This is a genomic window from Cellulomonas pakistanensis, from assembly GCF_016862755.1.
Lineage (GTDB): Bacteria > Actinomycetota > Actinomycetes > Actinomycetales > Cellulomonadaceae > Cellulomonas > Cellulomonas pakistanensis.
Window position 1 is genome coordinate 65,842 of record NZ_BONO01000022.1, and the last position, 14,213, is coordinate 80,054.

A 14,213-nucleotide genomic window follows, 5' to 3' on the forward strand; every position below is an offset into this window, starting at 1 on the left:
GCGGACGTGGCTGGGCGACTCGAGGACGGCGCGGTGCTGCGCGACTGGCTGGGCCTCGCCCTGCCCGCCCTGGACGTCGCCCGGGAGCGGATCGACGCCGTCAACGTGTTCCCGGTCCCGGACGGCGACACCGGCACCAACGTGCTGCTGACGGTCCGCGGCGCCGCGGACGAGGTGGCGGCGCTGACGCCCGGGGACGCCGACGGCGCGGCGGTGCTGCGCGCGGTCGCGCGGGGCGCCCTGCTGTCGGCGCGCGGGAACTCCGGCGTCATCCTCAGCCGCTACCTGGGCGGGCTCGCGGCCGCGGCGCACCAGGCGCTCCCCGCCGCGCTCGGGGCGGCCGCGGAGGCGGCGCGCGCGGCGGTGCCCGAGCCCGAGGACGGGACGGTGCTCACGGTCGCCGCGGTGGTCGCCGCTGGGGCGCGCGAGGCAGCGGGGCGGGGAGCGGACGAGGCCGACGCGCTCGCCGCGGGCGTCGCGGCGGGGCGCTCCGACCTCGCCCGGATCAGCGCGGCCCACCCGGTGCTGCGGTCGGCACGGGTGGTGGACGCGGGGGCCTGCGCGCTGCTGGTGCTGCTCGACGCCCTCGCCGCGGCGCTGGCCGGGCGGCCGGGCCCGGTGGACGTCGGGTGGCTCGACGCGCACGGCGGCGCAGATGCCGGCATCCGCGCGGGCGGCCCCGGGCACGGCCACCCGGACGGCCTTGGCGAGTCGCACGACCACCCGCACGACCACCCGCACGACCGCGACGAGCCGCACGACCACCCGCACGACCTCCGCGACGGCCCGCGGCACCCGTCGCCGTCCGCGGGCGCCGGGTACGAGGTCGTCGCGCTGCTCCGGTGCGCCGACGCCGGCCGGCTCGCCGGGGCGCTGTCCACCGCGCTCCCAGCCGTCGGGGACGCCGTCGCCGTCGTGGCGGGGGACGGCCTGGTCACGGCGCACGTGCACGCGGTCACCACCGGGGCGGCGGCCGACCTGCTCGCCGGCAGCGGCGCGCGCTGGACGGCCACCGTGCGCACGCTGCACGGCGCGGCGCGCCCGGTGGTCGCCTGCACCGCGGACGCCGGCGTGGCCGCCGCGGCGGCGGACGCGGGCGCGGTGGCGGTGCTGCTGCCGGGCGGTGCGGAGCCGGGGGAGGCCCGCGACGCGGTCCGCCGGGCCGTGGCCGAGGCCCGCGGCCCGGCGGCGGACGCGTCCGCCCCCGTCACGGTCCTGCCCGGCGACCGCCTCGGCGCGGCCGACCTCGACCCCGCCTGGTCCGTGCCCGGCGGCGCGGCCGACGACGCGGGGGTGCTCGCGGCGCTCGCCGACCCGGCCGCGCTCGCCGCCGCGACCCCGCTCGCCGCCCTGCCCGCGCCCGCCGCCGCGACCTCAGCCGTCCCGCCGGCACCCACCGTCCCGGCGACCCCCACCGTCCCCGCCCGCCCCTCGGAGGTGCTCCCGTGACCGTCCCCCACGACGCCGTCGTGCAGCCGCCGCCGTACCTGGACCAGGACCTCGGCACGTACGTCCCGGGCGCCGTCAAGAAGCTCGCGAAGCTGGGGCTGCACACCGTCGGCGACCTGCTGCGCTACTACCCCCGCCGGTGGAGCCGCTGGGGCGACCCGGCGACCATCGGACACCTGAGCGTCGGGGAGCACGTGACGGTGGACGGCGTGGTCGACCGCTCGACGACGCGCACCATGCGCTCGCGAGGCGGCGTGATCCTCGAGGTGGTGGTGCGGAACGGGCCGCAGACCCTCCTGCTGACCTGGTTCGCCAAGCACGCCGGCGCGCTGCGGCACTTCGAGCAGCAGCTGAAGCCGGGCACGGTCGGCCTGTTCTCCGGCGTCGTGAAGGAGTACCGCGGCCAGCTCCAGCTGCTGCACCCGGAGTTCGAGATCGACGACCCGATGTCGTTCGAGGACGAGGCCCAGCGCCTGATCGAGTCGCGACGGCCCCGGCCGGTCTACGGCCTGACCGCGGGCCTGCGGAACGAGACGGTGGTCTCCGCGGTCGAGATGGTGCGCCGCCTGCTCACCCCCGCCGACATCCCGGACCCGCTGCCCGACGAGGTCCGCGGCGGGATGCCGGGGATCGTGGACGCGCTCCAGGGGGTGCACCACCCCCTGGACGACACGGAGCGGGCCCGGGCGGTGGACCGGTTCCGGTTCGAGGAGGCGTTCGTCCTGCAGGCCGAGCTCGCGCGCCGCAAGGCCCGGTTCGCGGCGCAGGCGGCGGTGGCGCGGCCGCCGCGCGCGGGCGGCCTGCTGGACGCGTTCGACGCGCGGCTGCCGTTCGAGCTGACGGCGGGCCAGCGCGAGATCGGGGAGCTGCTCGCCCGGGAGCTCGCGGCGGGCAGCCCGATGCAGCGCCTGCTCCAGGGCGAGGTCGGGTCGGGCAAGACGGTGGTGGCGGCGCGGGCGATGCTCCAGGTGGTCGACGCCGGCGGCCAGGCGGCCCTGCTCGCGCCCACGGAGGTGCTCGCCGCGCAGCACGCCCGCACGCTGCAGACCCTGCTCGGCGACCTCGCCGAGGCGGGGATGCTCGGCGGCGCGGACGTCGCGACGCGCGTGACGCTGCTGACCGGCTCGCAGGGCTCGGCGGCCCGGCGCCGCGCGCTCGGCGAGATCGCGGGCGGGGCGGCGGGGATCGTCGTCGGCACGCACGCGCTGCTGTCCGAGCACGTGCAGTTCGCCGACCTCGGCCTGGTGGTCGTGGACGAGCAGCACCGGTTCGGGGTCGAGCAGCGGGACGTGCTGCGCGCCAAGGCGGGCGGGGTCCCGCACCTGCTGGTGATGACCGCGACGCCGATCCCGCGGACGGTGGCGATGACGGTGTTCGGCGACCTGGAGACCTCCACGCTCCGCGAGGTCCCGCGGGGCCGCGCCGAGGTGGTCACGCACGTGGTGCCGGCCGACAAGCCGGCCTGGCTCGAGCGCACGTGGCAGCGGATCCGCGAGGAGGTGGACCGCGGCGGCCGCGCGTACGTGGTGTGCGCGCGCATCGACGGCGACGCGAAGAAGGCCGACGTCGACGGCGCGGACCTGGTCTCGGACCTGCCCGCCGACGGGGACGCGGGCGCCGCACCGCCGCCGAGGCCGCTGCACGCCGTGCTGGAGGTCGCGGAGCAGCTGCGCGGCACGCCCGCGCTCCGCGGGGTCGCCGTGGGCGAGCTGCACGGCCGGATGTCCCCGGAGGAGAAGGACCGCGCGCTCGCGGACTTCACGTCCGGCGCGGTCCCGGTGCTCGTGTCGACGACGGTGATCGAGGTCGGCGTGGACGTGCCCGACGCGACGGTGATGGTGGTGCTCGACGCGGACCGGTTCGGCATCTCCCAGCTGCACCAGCTCCGCGGTCGCATCGGCCGCGGCGCGAGGCCCGGCGTGTGCCTGCTGGTCGCCGACGCCCCCGAGGGCACCGACGCGGCGACCCGGCTCGGGAAGCTGGCGGAGACCCGCGACGGGTTCGAGCTGGCGGCGGTCGACCTGGAGCTGCGGCGCGAGGGCGACGTGCTGGGCGCGGCGCAGTCGGGGCGCGGGACGTCGCTGCGGATGCTGCGGGTGACGAAGGACGGCGACGTCATCGAGCGCGCCCGGGTCGCCGCCCGCGAGCTCGTGGCGGCCGACCCGGACCTGGCGGAGCACCCGGCGCTCGACGCCGCCATCCAGCAGATGCTGGCGGGGGAGCGCGAGGAGTACCTCGACCGCACCTGACCGGCGTCGGGCCCCGGCGCCCGGACCCGGACGACGGTCCCGCCGGGCCGCCCCGTCGCGGTGCGTACGCTGCTCCGTGTGTCGAAGCAGCCCGTGATCCGTGCCGTCGACCTGCTCGTCGGCTACGGCGGGGAGCCCGTGTGCGCCCCGGTCTCGTTCACCCTCCCGCCCGGCAAAGCCCTCGCGCTGGTCGGCGCGAACGGCTCGGGCAAGTCGACCGTCCTGCGGGCCGTGCTCGGCCTGCTGGAGCCGGTGGGCGGCCGGGTCGAGGTGCTGGGCCGCGCCGTGGACGAGCGCGAGGTCGGCTTCCGCACCCGGGTGTCGAGCGTGCTGGACGACGACGCGTACTTCCCGGCGCTGACCGTCGCGGAGCACCTTTACCTGACGGCCCGCGGGCACGGCGTCGCCGGCGCGGACGGGGTGGTGGACGAGCTGCTGGACGAGTTCGGCCTGACCGAGCACGCCGCGGCGCTCCCGGTCGCCCTGTCCTCGGGCCAGCGCCGCCGCCTGCTGCTCGCCGCCGGGCTGGTCCGGCCGCGGTCGCTGCTCGTGCTGGACGAGCCGGAGCAGCGCCTGGACGTCGCGATGCGCGACCACCTCGCGCAGCGCCTGGTCGACGAGAAGCGCGCGGGCGGCTCGGTGCTGCTCGCGACGCACGACCCCGAGCTGCTGCGCGCCGTCGCGGACCGCGCGGTGCTGGTCGCCGACGACCAGTCGCGGCTGCTCAGCACGGCCGACGCCGTCGAGGCGCTGCGGCCGGGCGTGCTGTGAGCGGGGCGCTCGTGCCGGCCGACGAGTTCGCCGCCGGCGCCGCGGACGTCTCGGGTGCGGAGGGCGCCGCCGGCCCCGCGGGCTGGGACGACGCGCCCGGGCCCGCCGTCGCCCCGGCCGCGGGCCGGACCCCGGTCCCCGGCGCCCGCTCGATCCGCCGGTACACCGCACGGGTCGCCCGCCGCCGGTCCGGCGCGGGCATCGGCGAGGTGCTCGGCGACGTCTACTACGCGGTCGTGATGACGGCGATCGGCCTGGGCGTCGCGCTCGGGCTCGCGGGCCACCTGCGGACGACCCTCCCGCACGTCCCGGACCAGGCGCTGCGCTCGGGCATCAGCCTGCCGACGGTCGTGGCGGTGGTCGCGGTCGTCGTGGCGGGCGTGGTGCTGTCCCTGAGCGCGCGGCTCGGCCCGGTCGGCGCGGGCGGCGCGGAGGCGACGTGGTGGCTCGGCACCCCGGTGGACCGCCGGGGGCTGCTCCGCCCTGCCTCGCTCCGGCTGCCGGTCGCGGCGGGCCTGGTCGGCGGGGTGGTGCTCGCGCTGCTGGACGGCGGGCTGCTCGCCGACCACGGCCTGGGCCACGTGCTCCGGCTGGGTGCCGGTGCCGCGCTGGTGTGCGCGGCGCTCGTGCTGCTCGCCGGGCACCTGCAGAGCCGCGGCGTGCCGCGCCGGGCGACGGCGCTCGCGGGCGACGCGGTCATCGCCGCTGCGCCCGTCCTCGCGCTGGTGGCGGCGCTCGCGGGCTGGCGCGTCGCCGCGCTGCCGGACGTCGCGTGGTGGGTGCTCGTCGCCCTGGCCGCCGCGGTCGCCGGCGCGGGCTTCTGGCTGGACACCCGGCTCGGCCGGATCCGCGGCCGCGACCTCCGGGAGAGCGGGTCGGTGGCGTCGCAGGCCGCCGGCGCGCTGGTCTCCCTCGACTCGCGCGAGCTCGGCCGGGCGCTGTCCGACTCGGCCGCGCGCCCGCGCCGCCGCCGGGTGCGGCGGATGCGGCTGGTCCGCGGGCCGGTGTCGGCGGTCGTCGTCGCGGACCTGACCGTCCTGCTCCGCTCGCCGCGGCACCTCGTGCAGCTGGTGGTGTCGGCGCTGGTGCCGGTCGTCGTCGTGATCACGCCCCAGCTCGCCGGCGCGGTCGGCGTCGTCCTGGCGGTGCTGGTCAGCGGCTACGTCGGCATGCTGGCGACGGGGGAGGGCGCGCGCCGCGCGGAGATGGCGCCGGTCGTCGACCGGCTGCTGCCGCTGTCCGCGCAGGCGGTCCGCCGGGCCCGGCTGATCGTTCCGGGCGTCGCGATGCTGCTGTGGTCGGTGGCCTCGTTCGCGGCGGTCGGCCGCTGGGAGGGCGCCGTCGGCCCGTGGCTGCTGCTGGGCGTGGTGTCGGCGCCGGTGTGGGCGGCCGCCTCTCTGCGCGCCGCGTACCGGCCGTCGCCCAACTGGGAGGGACCGCTGGTCGCGACGCCGATGGGCGCGCTGCCCGGCGGCGTCGCGGCGGTGCTTGCCCGCGGACCGGACGTCGCGGTGCTGGGCATGGTGCCGGTGGTGCTCTCGGTGGCGCTGGGCACGGTGCTGCCGGTGGTCGTCGCGGTGCAGGCCGGGGTGTCGGCGATCGCGCTGGCCGTCGGGGCGAGCACCAGCACGAAGACGATGATGGACCGGATGGCCGAGGCGACGGACGCGGCCGAGGCGGAGAAGAAGCGGGGGACCCGGTGACGCGGATCGTGGCGGGCTCGGTCGGCGGGCGGACGCTCGCGGTGCCGCCGCAGGGCACGCGGCCGACGAGCGAGCGGGTGCGCGAGGCGCTGTTCTCACGGCTGGAGCACCTGGACGCGGTCGAGGGCGCGCGGGTGCTGGACGGCTACGCCGGCTCGGGCGCGCTCGGGCTGGAGGCGGCCAGCCGCGGCGCGTCGCACGTGGTGCTCGTGGAGTGGGGCAGGGCCGCGGCGGAGGTGTGCAGGAAGAACGTCGCCGCGCTCGGCCTGCGCGACCGGGTCGACGTGGTCCGGGAGCGGGTCGAGAAGTTCGCCGCCCGGCCGGCCGCGGCGCCGTGGGACCTGGTGCTGCTGGACCCGCCGTACGACGTCCCGGACGCCCAGCTCGCCGAGGTGCTGGCCGGGCTGGTGCCGGCGCTGACGGTCGAGTCGGTCGTCGTGGTCGAGCGGTCGACCCGCAGCGGCCCGCCGCACTGGCCGGCGGAGATGCACGGCTTCGACACCCGCACGTACGGCGACACCGCCGTGCACCTCGGCGCCCGCAGCCCGGTCGGCGACGAGCCGGGCGACCGCGCCGACGCGCCCGAGGAGCCCGCCGACGAGGAGTCGCCCGCCTGACGGCGTAGATTCGGGCGCGTGGTTCTCGCGGTCTGCCCCGGCTCCTTCGACCCCGTCACGCTCGGCCACCTGGACGTGGTGCGCCGCGCTCGGCGGCTCGCGGACGAGGTGGTCGTGCTCGTCGCGCACAACGCCGCGAAGCGGCCCCTGCTCGACGTCGACGCCCGCGTGGCGCTGATCGAGGACGCGGTCGCCGACGTCCCGGGCGTGCGGGTCGCCGCCTCGGACGGGCTGCTGGCCGACGAGCTGCGGGCCCTCGGCGCCGACCTCGTGGTGAAGGGCCTGCGCGGCGGGGCCGACTTCGACGCGGAGCTGCCCATGGCGCTGATGAACCGGCACCTGTCGGGCGTCGAGACGGCGTTCGTCGTCGGGGACCCGGCGCTGTCCCACGTGGCCTCGTCGCTCGTGAAGGACGTGGCCCGGCACGGCGGGCCGATCGACGACCTGGTGACCCCCGCGGTCGCCGCCGCGGTCCGCGCCGCCCTGAGCACCCCCACGACGACCGACGGGAGCCGAGCATGACCACGGAGCCGACCGGACCCGCCGCGGCCCGCCACGAGGGCCTCACGGCCGTCCTCGACGCGCTGGAGCAGGCCGTGCAGGCCGCGCGCGCCGTCCCGATGTCCGCGTCCGTGCTCGTGAGCCGCGCGGAGCTGCTGGACCTCGTCGACCAGGCCCGCGCGGCGCTGCCCGCGCAGATCGGCCGGGCGGACGAGGTGCTGGCCGCCGCGGACGCCGAGCGGGCCGCCGCGCGCGCCGACGCCGAGCGGATCGAGGCCGCCGCCCGTCGCCGGGCCGCCGAGCTCGTCGAGCAGGAGTCCGTCGTCGCGCAGGCCACCGAGCGCGCCGCGGAGATCGTCCGGGACGCCGAGGAGACGGCCCGCGGGCTGCGCCGCGACGCGGACGACTACTGCGACCGCCGGCTCGCGGACTTCGAGATCGACCTGGGCAAGGTGCTGAGCCAGGTGCAGGCCGGGCGGGCGAAGCTCGCCGACCGGCTCGAGGACGGCGAGGCCTGACCGGCCCCCGCCGCGTCCGCGCGGTGTGACCCAGGCCGCCCGCCGGGCGATTGGGCGCAGGGCGACCCGTGCCGTAAGATCGTCCGTTGGTCCTGCCGGTCACGTGCAGGGACCGAGACCCCTCACGACAGGAACAGGGACCGTGGAGCGCGCCAACCACCTCGATCCCCGCTCGCCGTTCGTGCTCGACACCCACGAGCTCGGCCGACGTCCGGGATCGATGCGTCGTGCCCACGCCACGGTGCCGGCTCCCGAGGACCTCGGCACCGACGTGATCGGCGTCCCCGTCGGCGACGACGTCGAGCTGGACCTCCAGCTCGAGGCCGTCATGGAGGGGGTGTTCGTGTCCGGCTCCGTGCGGGCCCGGGCGGTCGGGGAGTGCGTGCGCTGCCTGGACGAGGTCGTCGAGAACGTCGACGTCCGCGTGCAGGAGCTGTTCGTGTACCCCGGTCGCGCGGAGGCCGCGAAGGAGAGCGGGGACGACGAGGAGGACCTGCCGGAGCTGGACGGCGACCTGGTCGACGTCGAGCCCCTGGTTCGGGACGCGGTCGTGACTGCGCTACCGTTCCAGCCGTTGTGCCGGGACGACTGCCCCGGGCTGTGCTCCATCTGCGGGGCGCACCTCGCGGACGACCCGCAGCATTCCCATGAGACCCTTGACCCTCGGTGGGCCGCCCTCGGCAGCCTGCAGAGCACGCTTGACGAGAAGAGAGAGAGCTAGCCGTGGCTGTTCCGAAGCGCAAGATGTCGCGCAGCAACACCCGTGCGCGTCGGTCGCAGTGGAAGACCACTGCCACGACGCTCAGCACCTGCCCGCAGTGCAAGTCGGACATGCGCCCGCACCAGGCGTGCCCGACGTGCGGCGCCTACGCCGGTCGGCGCTACGCCGAGGCCATGCGCACCGAGCACGCCGTCTGACGACGCGTCGCCGACCCGCCGCCCGGTGACACACCGGGCCGGCGGGTGATCGCATGAGCACCACCGCAGCACAGCTCGCCCAGCAGCTCGGGGTCCACCTGGACCCCGAGCTGCTGGTGCTGGCACTCACGCACCGGTCGTTCGCCCACGAGGCGGGCGGCATCCCGACCAACGAGCGCCTGGAGTTCCTCGGGGACACCGTGCTCGGGCTGGTCGTCACCGAGGACCTGTACCGCCGGCACCCCTCGCAGTCCGAGGGCGAGCTCGCGAAGATGCGGGCCGCCACGGTCTCGCAGCGGGCGCTCGCCGAGGTCGCGCGGACGCTGGACCTCGGGTCCTACGTGCTGCTCGGCAAGGGCGAGCTCGCCACCGGCGGGCGGGACAAGGACTCGATCCTGTCCGACACCCTCGAGGCGCTGTTCGGCGCCGTCTACCTGTCGCACGGGCTCGAGACGTCCCGCGAGATCGTCATGCGCCTGGTCGGCCCGCGGCTGGCCCAGGCGGCCGACCTCGGCGCCGGCCTGGACTGGAAGACGAGCCTCCAGGAGCTCACCGCGACGCTCGGCCTGGGCGCGCCCACCTACCAGGTGAGCAGCGCCGGCCCGGACCACGCGCGGGTGTTCACCGCGGACGCGGTGGTCGCCGGGGAGTCGCGCGGCACCGGCACCGGCACGGCCAAGAAGCTCGCCGAGCAGCGCGCGGCGGAGCTGGCGTACACGACGCTGCAGGCCGGCGTCGCCGCGGCCGTCCAGGTGGACGGCACGGACGTCGACGCGGACGGCACCGCCGCCGTGGCGCCCACGACCGCCGACGGCGTCCCCGCCGCCGCCCCCGCCGCCCCCGCCGCGGACTGACCCCGCCGTGCCCGAGCTGCCCGAGGTCGAGACCGTCCGGGACGGCCTGGAGCGGCACGTCGTCGGCCGGACCGTGCGGTCCGCCGAGGTCCGCCGGCCCTACAGCGTCCGCCGGCACCTGGCGGGCCCCGACGACCTCGCGGGGCGCCTGGCCGGCCGCACCCTGACCGCCGCGGTGCGCCGGGGCAAGTTCCTGTGGCTGCCGCTGGACCACCCCGGGGCGGTCGGCGCTACGCCCGACGACGCCCTGCTGGCGCACCTCGGCATGAGCGGGCAGCTGCTCGTGCGCGGCACGCCCGCGGACGTCGAGCAGGGCGGCGCGCACACCCACCTGCGGGTGCGGCTGCACCTGGACGGCGGCGGCGCGCTCGACTTCGTGGACCAGCGCACGTTCGGGCACCTGTCGGTCGTCGACCTGGTGCCGACGCCGGACGCCCGCCCGGGCGGTGCGGGGTCGCCGCTGCCGCTGGTGCCCGCGCCCGCGGCGCACATCGGCCGGGACCTGCTCGACCCGGCGACCGACCGGGACGCCGTGGCGCGGGCGATCCGGCGGCGGCGCACGCAGGTGAAGCGCGCGGTGCTCGACCAGGACGTGGTGTCCGGCGTCGGCAACATCTACGCCGACGAGGGCCTGTGGCGCGCGCGCGTGCACCCGGCGACGCCGACGGCCGACCTCGACCAGGCCACCGCGCTGCGCGTGCTCGACGGCGTCGCCGAGGTGATGACGGACGCGCTCGCCCAGGGCGGGACGAGCTTCGACGCGCTGTACGTCAACGTCAACGGGGCGTCCGGGTACTTCGACCGGTCGCTGGCCGTCTACGGGCAGGCGGGCGAGCCGTGCCCGCGCTGCGGGACCCCCGTGGTGCGCGAGCCGTTCATGAACCGCTCGTCGCACTTCTGCCCGGTGTGCCAACCGGCGCCGGCGGCCTGACGGGGCGTCGGCTCAGGCCGCCAGCGCCCGCAGCTCCGCCGCGACCCCCGCGGTGACCGTCTCCGGCCACGGGTACCGGCGCGCGGTCGACCCGAGCGCCCAGCCGTCGAGCGCGAGCGCCGCCACCAGCTCCCGGTCGGAGAGGCCCGCGACCCCGCGCGCGACCGGCGACGCCGCCCGGACCTCGTCGACGGCGCCGGGATCCAGCTCGACGCCGGTGAGCGCGAGGAACCGCACCATCGCCACCACCCGCTCCGAGCTGGCGCAGGCGGCGAGCAGCTCCGGCAGCGCGGGCTCGTCGTGCGCGGGCAGCAGGTCGTCGAACGCCTGCTCGGCGACCCGCGCGACCAGCGCGTCGACGAGCTCCTGCACGGAGCCGTGCATGCTGAGGACCCAGTCCGGGTCGCGGCCGCTCTCCGCGGCGATCCGGTCGAGCGTCAGCGCGTCCGTGCCGCCGGCGCGGACCAGCCGCAGCACGGCGTCCGTCAAGGGCGAGGCGTCCCGGAACGGCGTCGCCTCCAGCTCGAGGTCGAGGTTCGACCCGCACTGGTGCGGCGCCGGCGCGCCGGCGTACGCCGCGACGGCGGTCAGCGCCCGGCTCCACCAGCCGTCGTCGGCCGGGTGCGCCTCGGCGTAGAAGCCCAGCAGGCAGCCGTCGACGGCCAGGGCCGCCACGGTCCCGCGCGGGTCGGTGTCCCGCTCGCCGGGGGCGCCGGGCCCCACGGGCAGCCGGTCGACGCGGTCGAGCAGGGTGGGCGCGGGGGCGGTCATCGGGACTGCTCCTCTCTCGGGGAGCGATTCACTGTACCAACTGGACGGTGCAGTGTCCCGGGCGGCGCCGCGCCCTGCCCGGGTCAGCGGCGCACGAGGTTGCGCAGCGGCTCGCCGCGCTCGAACGCCCCGATGTTGTCCGTCAGCAGCGTGTCCGCGCCGACCGGCCGCCCGCCCGCGGCGTGCGGCGTGATGAGGACCCGGGGCTCGTCCCACAGCGGCGACGCCGCGGGGAGGGGCTCCGTCTCGAACACGTCGAGCGCCGCGCCCGCGATCCGCCCGCCCCGGATCGCGGCGAGCAGCGCCTCCTCGTCGAGCGTCGCGCCGCGGCCGACGTTGACCACCCACGCGTGCTGGGGCAGCCGGGCGAACACGGCGGCGTCCAGCACGCGCCGGGTCGCCGGCGTCGCGGGCAGGATGCCGATCAGCACGTCGGTGCCGGGCAGCGCCTGCGGCACGTCGTCCGGCGTGATCACCGGGTAGCCGGCTCGCTGGCCCGCGCGGGACGCCACGCCGACCACCTGCGCGCCCAGCACCGTGAGCAGCGGCGCCAGCCGTGCCGCGATGGAGCCGAACCCCCAGACCAGCACGCGTGCGCCCGACAGGGAGCGGAACTCGCCGCCCGCGTGCGGCAGCGGCTGCATCCCGCCGAGCTCGGCGGCCCACCGGTGCTCGTCCTGCGCGCGGACCAGGTCGGGCAGCCGGCGGGCGACCGCGAGGAGGAGCGCCAGGGTGTGCTCGGCGACGGGCCCGTCGTGCAGCCCCCGGCCGGAGGTGATCTGCACGTGCGGCGCGAACCCGGCGGCCAGCACGGCGTCCGGACCCGCGGCGAGCGACTGCACCCAGCGCAGCCGCCCCATCCGGCGCGCGGCGTCCGCGAGCTGCGCCGTCGGGTTGCCCCACGCGACGAGGGCGTCCGCGTCGACCAGGTGCTCGGGCACCGGCTGCTCGACGTCGTAGGTGGCGGTGCGCACCCCGTCCGGCACCGTGGGGGACAGCGGGATCGAGGAGGGCAGCAGCACCGTCGTCATGGACGCGAGCGTCGCGCACGCCGGGCCGCGGCGCCAGGCGGGGCACCGGCTGGTCCGGCTCGGCGCCACCTGCGCGGCGGGCCCTGCTCGCGCCCGGTGCGGCGGTCCCGGACGCCGTGGCCGCGGCTGGCTACGATGGCGAGGTGTCCGCCACGAACAGCGCAGTCCAGCCGGCCCGCTCCGGGGAGATCTCGGTGATGATCGTCGACGACCACGAGGTCGTGCGGCGCGGCATCGCCGAGGTCGTCGAGCGCGCGGACGGCATGAAGGTGGTCGCCGAGGCCGGGTCCGTCGCCGACGGCGTCCGCCGCGCGGGGCTCGTGCACCCGGACGTGCTGCTCGTCGACCTGCAGCTGCCCGACGGCACCGGCATCGACCTCATGAACGAGGTCCGGACCACGCTGCCCGAGGCGCGCGCCATCGTGCTCACGTCCTTCGACGACGACGACGCGCTGGCCGCCGCCCTGGAGGCCGGCGCCGCTGCCTACCTGCTCAAGAGCGTGCGCGGCGCGGAGATCACCGACGTCGTCCGCGCCGTCGCCGCGGGCCGCACGCTGCTGGACGAGCGCACCGTCACCCGGCGCCGCGCCGGCCACGAGGACCCCACCGAGAACCTCACGCCGAGCGAGCTCAAGGTGCTCGACCTCATCGGCGACGGCCTGTCGAACCGCGAGATCGCCGAGCGGCTGGGCGTCGCGGAGAAGACCGTGAAGAACCACATCACGTCGCTGCTCGCCAAGATGGGCCTCCAGCGCCGCACGCAGGTCGCCGCCTGGGTCGCCGCCCGCCGGCACTCCGGCTGGCGCGCGGAGTCCAGCCACTCCTGACGGGCGGGCCGGCGCCGCCTCGCGGCAGTCGTTACCGGTCCACCGCCCGCGCCCGGCGACCGCGGTGCACGTCTGGTGGCCGCGGTGCACGTCTGGCGGCCGCGGTGCACGCCTGGCGACCGCGGTGCACGCCTGGCGACCGCGGTGCACGCCTGGCGACCGCGGCTCCTGCGATGAGGGGTGCGGCTCCCGCTCGACGGGCCGGGCTGACCTCTGACGGCCGCCTGCGTCACGCCTGACGGACGCAGCTCACCCCGGTCGGACGCGGCGCACGCCCGACACGCACGCCTTCCCCGCGTGGCGACCGGGCACCGTCTCCTCACCCACCGAGGCCTCACGCTCAGCGGTCAGAACGGGGGCGGCTGGTCGTACGGGTCGGTGGTGGCGTCGTGGCTTCGGCCGGTGCCCGGGCGCACGAGGTAGCGGTGGCCGGCGGGGGTGATCCACTCGAACAGCCCGGGCTGGATCTGGCGCAGCCGGAACCCGCCGTCGGTCTTCAGGCGGTGGTGCCGGCGGCACAGGGGGCCGAGGTTGTCCGCGTCGGTGCGGCCCGGGGGGTCGTCCGGCGGCGCGCCGGGTCGTGGGTGGTACTCGACGGTGTGGTCGAGGTCCGCGCGTCGGGCGGGGACCGTGCAGCCGGGGAACGCGCAGGTGCGATCGCGGGTGCGGACGAGCTCGGCCAGCGCGGCGGTGGGCCGGTAGCGCTCGCGCCCGACGTCGAGGACGCGGTCGGTGCGCGGGTCGGTGACGACCCGCCGCCACACGCCGCCGGCGGCGAGGGCGCGGGCGGCGACGGCGTCGATGGGGCCGTACCCGTCGAGTTCGGCAGGCACGTCGTCCAGGCCGAGGAGGCTGGCGGCGGAGATGGTGACGCGGACCTCGGCGCCCGGGCGGGCGCAGCCGCAGTGCCCGGCACGCAGGTGGGCCGGCGTCGTGGCGGGGGACTCGGACGCGGGCGCAGGTGCACCGGGCTCGGATGCAACGGGTGCACTCGCGACGGCGGTCAGAGCATCGGGCGGTGGCACGGCGAATCCCGGTGCCGCGGGGTCGGGTGCGGCGGGCTCGGGTGCGGT

15 protein-coding genes are annotated in these 14,213 nt (G+C 77.6%); 12 read left to right on the top strand and 3 right to left on the bottom strand.

Annotation, left to right across the window (positions count from 1 at the left end; all coding sequences use genetic code 11):
• The first annotated feature begins 6 nt into the window (after window positions 1-6).
• The 11 genes from Cpa01nite_RS14185 to mutM all read left to right on the top strand — a co-directional run bounded on the left by Cpa01nite_RS14185 (window position 7) and on the right by mutM (window position 10,511).
• Entirely contained in the window at window positions 7-1,449 is a 1,443-nt protein-coding gene (locus tag Cpa01nite_RS14185; RefSeq protein ID WP_203669401.1) for a DAK2 domain-containing protein, read from the top strand.
• On the top strand, window positions 1,446-3,698 hold the full coding sequence (locus Cpa01nite_RS14190) for an ATP-dependent DNA helicase RecG (protein WP_373307428.1): 2,253 nt from the start codon (window positions 1,446-1,448) through the stop codon (window positions 3,696-3,698). The genes Cpa01nite_RS14185 and Cpa01nite_RS14190 overlap by 4 nt, the downstream gene beginning before the upstream one ends.
• Before the next feature lie 78 nt (window positions 3,699-3,776).
• Window positions 3,777-4,469 (top strand): ABC transporter ATP-binding protein, encoded by a 693-nt coding sequence (locus tag Cpa01nite_RS14195; RefSeq protein ID WP_203669402.1) that lies wholly within the window; start codon window positions 3,777-3,779, stop codon window positions 4,467-4,469.
• Window positions 4,466-6,172, top strand: a complete 1,707-nt coding sequence (locus Cpa01nite_RS14200; RefSeq protein WP_203669403.1) for a DUF6297 family protein — start codon at window positions 4,466-4,468, stop codon at window positions 6,170-6,172. The genes Cpa01nite_RS14195 and Cpa01nite_RS14200 overlap by 4 nt, the downstream gene beginning before the upstream one ends.
• The gene (gene rsmD / locus Cpa01nite_RS14205) at window positions 6,169-6,789 is read left to right on the top strand and encodes a 16S rRNA (guanine(966)-N(2))-methyltransferase RsmD (protein ID WP_203669404.1); all 621 of its coding nucleotides are present in this window, start codon (window positions 6,169-6,171) and stop codon (window positions 6,787-6,789) included. Before Cpa01nite_RS14200 ends, rsmD begins: the two co-directional genes overlap by 4 nt.
• An 18-nt stretch (window positions 6,790-6,807) precedes the next feature.
• Entirely contained in the window at window positions 6,808-7,311 is a 504-nt protein-coding gene (coaD, locus tag Cpa01nite_RS14210; protein WP_203669405.1) for a pantetheine-phosphate adenylyltransferase, read from the top strand.
• Complete coding sequence (locus Cpa01nite_RS14215; protein WP_203669406.1) at window positions 7,308-7,808, top strand: hypothetical protein; 501 nt, start codon at window positions 7,308-7,310, stop codon at window positions 7,806-7,808. Before coaD ends, Cpa01nite_RS14215 begins: the two co-directional genes overlap by 4 nt.
• Window positions 7,809-7,950: 142 nt before the next feature.
• Window positions 7,951-8,529 (top strand): YceD family protein, encoded by a 579-nt coding sequence (locus Cpa01nite_RS14220; RefSeq protein WP_239068791.1) that lies wholly within the window; start codon window positions 7,951-7,953, stop codon window positions 8,527-8,529.
• 2 nt (window positions 8,530-8,531) lie between these two features.
• Window positions 8,532-8,726: a 50S ribosomal protein L32 gene (rpmF, locus tag Cpa01nite_RS14225; protein WP_203669407.1), complete on the top strand. Its 195-nt coding sequence runs from the start codon at window positions 8,532-8,534 to the stop codon at window positions 8,724-8,726.
• Window positions 8,727-8,779: 53 nt separating this feature from the next.
• The gene (gene rnc, locus Cpa01nite_RS14230; protein ID WP_203669408.1) at window positions 8,780-9,580 is read left to right on the top strand and encodes a ribonuclease III; all 801 of its coding nucleotides are present in this window, start codon (window positions 8,780-8,782) and stop codon (window positions 9,578-9,580) included.
• Between the two features lie 7 nt (window positions 9,581-9,587).
• Window positions 9,588-10,511 (top strand): bifunctional DNA-formamidopyrimidine glycosylase/DNA-(apurinic or apyrimidinic site) lyase, encoded by a 924-nt coding sequence (gene mutM / locus Cpa01nite_RS14235; protein WP_203669409.1) that lies wholly within the window; start codon window positions 9,588-9,590, stop codon window positions 10,509-10,511.
• 12 nt (window positions 10,512-10,523) lie between these two features.
• Here the strand turns inward: mutM and Cpa01nite_RS14240 are convergent, their stop codons facing one another.
• Window positions 10,524-11,282 carry a hypothetical protein gene (locus tag Cpa01nite_RS14240; RefSeq protein WP_203669410.1) on the bottom strand — a complete coding sequence of 253 codons (759 nt, stop codon included), beginning with the start codon at window positions 11,280-11,282 and terminating at the stop codon, window positions 10,524-10,526.
• Window positions 11,283-11,365: 83 nt separating this feature from the next.
• Window positions 11,366-12,313 carry a phosphoglycerate dehydrogenase gene (locus tag Cpa01nite_RS14245; protein WP_203669411.1) on the bottom strand — a complete coding sequence of 316 codons (948 nt, stop codon included), beginning with the start codon at window positions 12,311-12,313 and terminating at the stop codon, window positions 11,366-11,368.
• Between the two features lie 197 nt (window positions 12,314-12,510).
• Here Cpa01nite_RS14245 and Cpa01nite_RS14250 point away from each other — a divergent pair, with 197 nt between their 5' ends.
• Window positions 12,511-13,140, top strand: coding sequence for a response regulator (locus tag Cpa01nite_RS14250; protein ID WP_203669422.1), 630 nt, complete (start codon window positions 12,511-12,513; stop codon window positions 13,138-13,140).
• 347 nt (window positions 13,141-13,487) lie between these two features.
• Here the strand turns inward: Cpa01nite_RS14250 and Cpa01nite_RS14255 are convergent, their stop codons facing one another.
• Window positions 13,488-13,973 (bottom strand): HNH endonuclease signature motif containing protein, encoded by a 486-nt coding sequence (locus Cpa01nite_RS14255; RefSeq protein ID WP_239068792.1) that lies wholly within the window; start codon window positions 13,971-13,973, stop codon window positions 13,488-13,490.
• Window positions 13,974-14,213 lie beyond the last annotated feature (240 nt).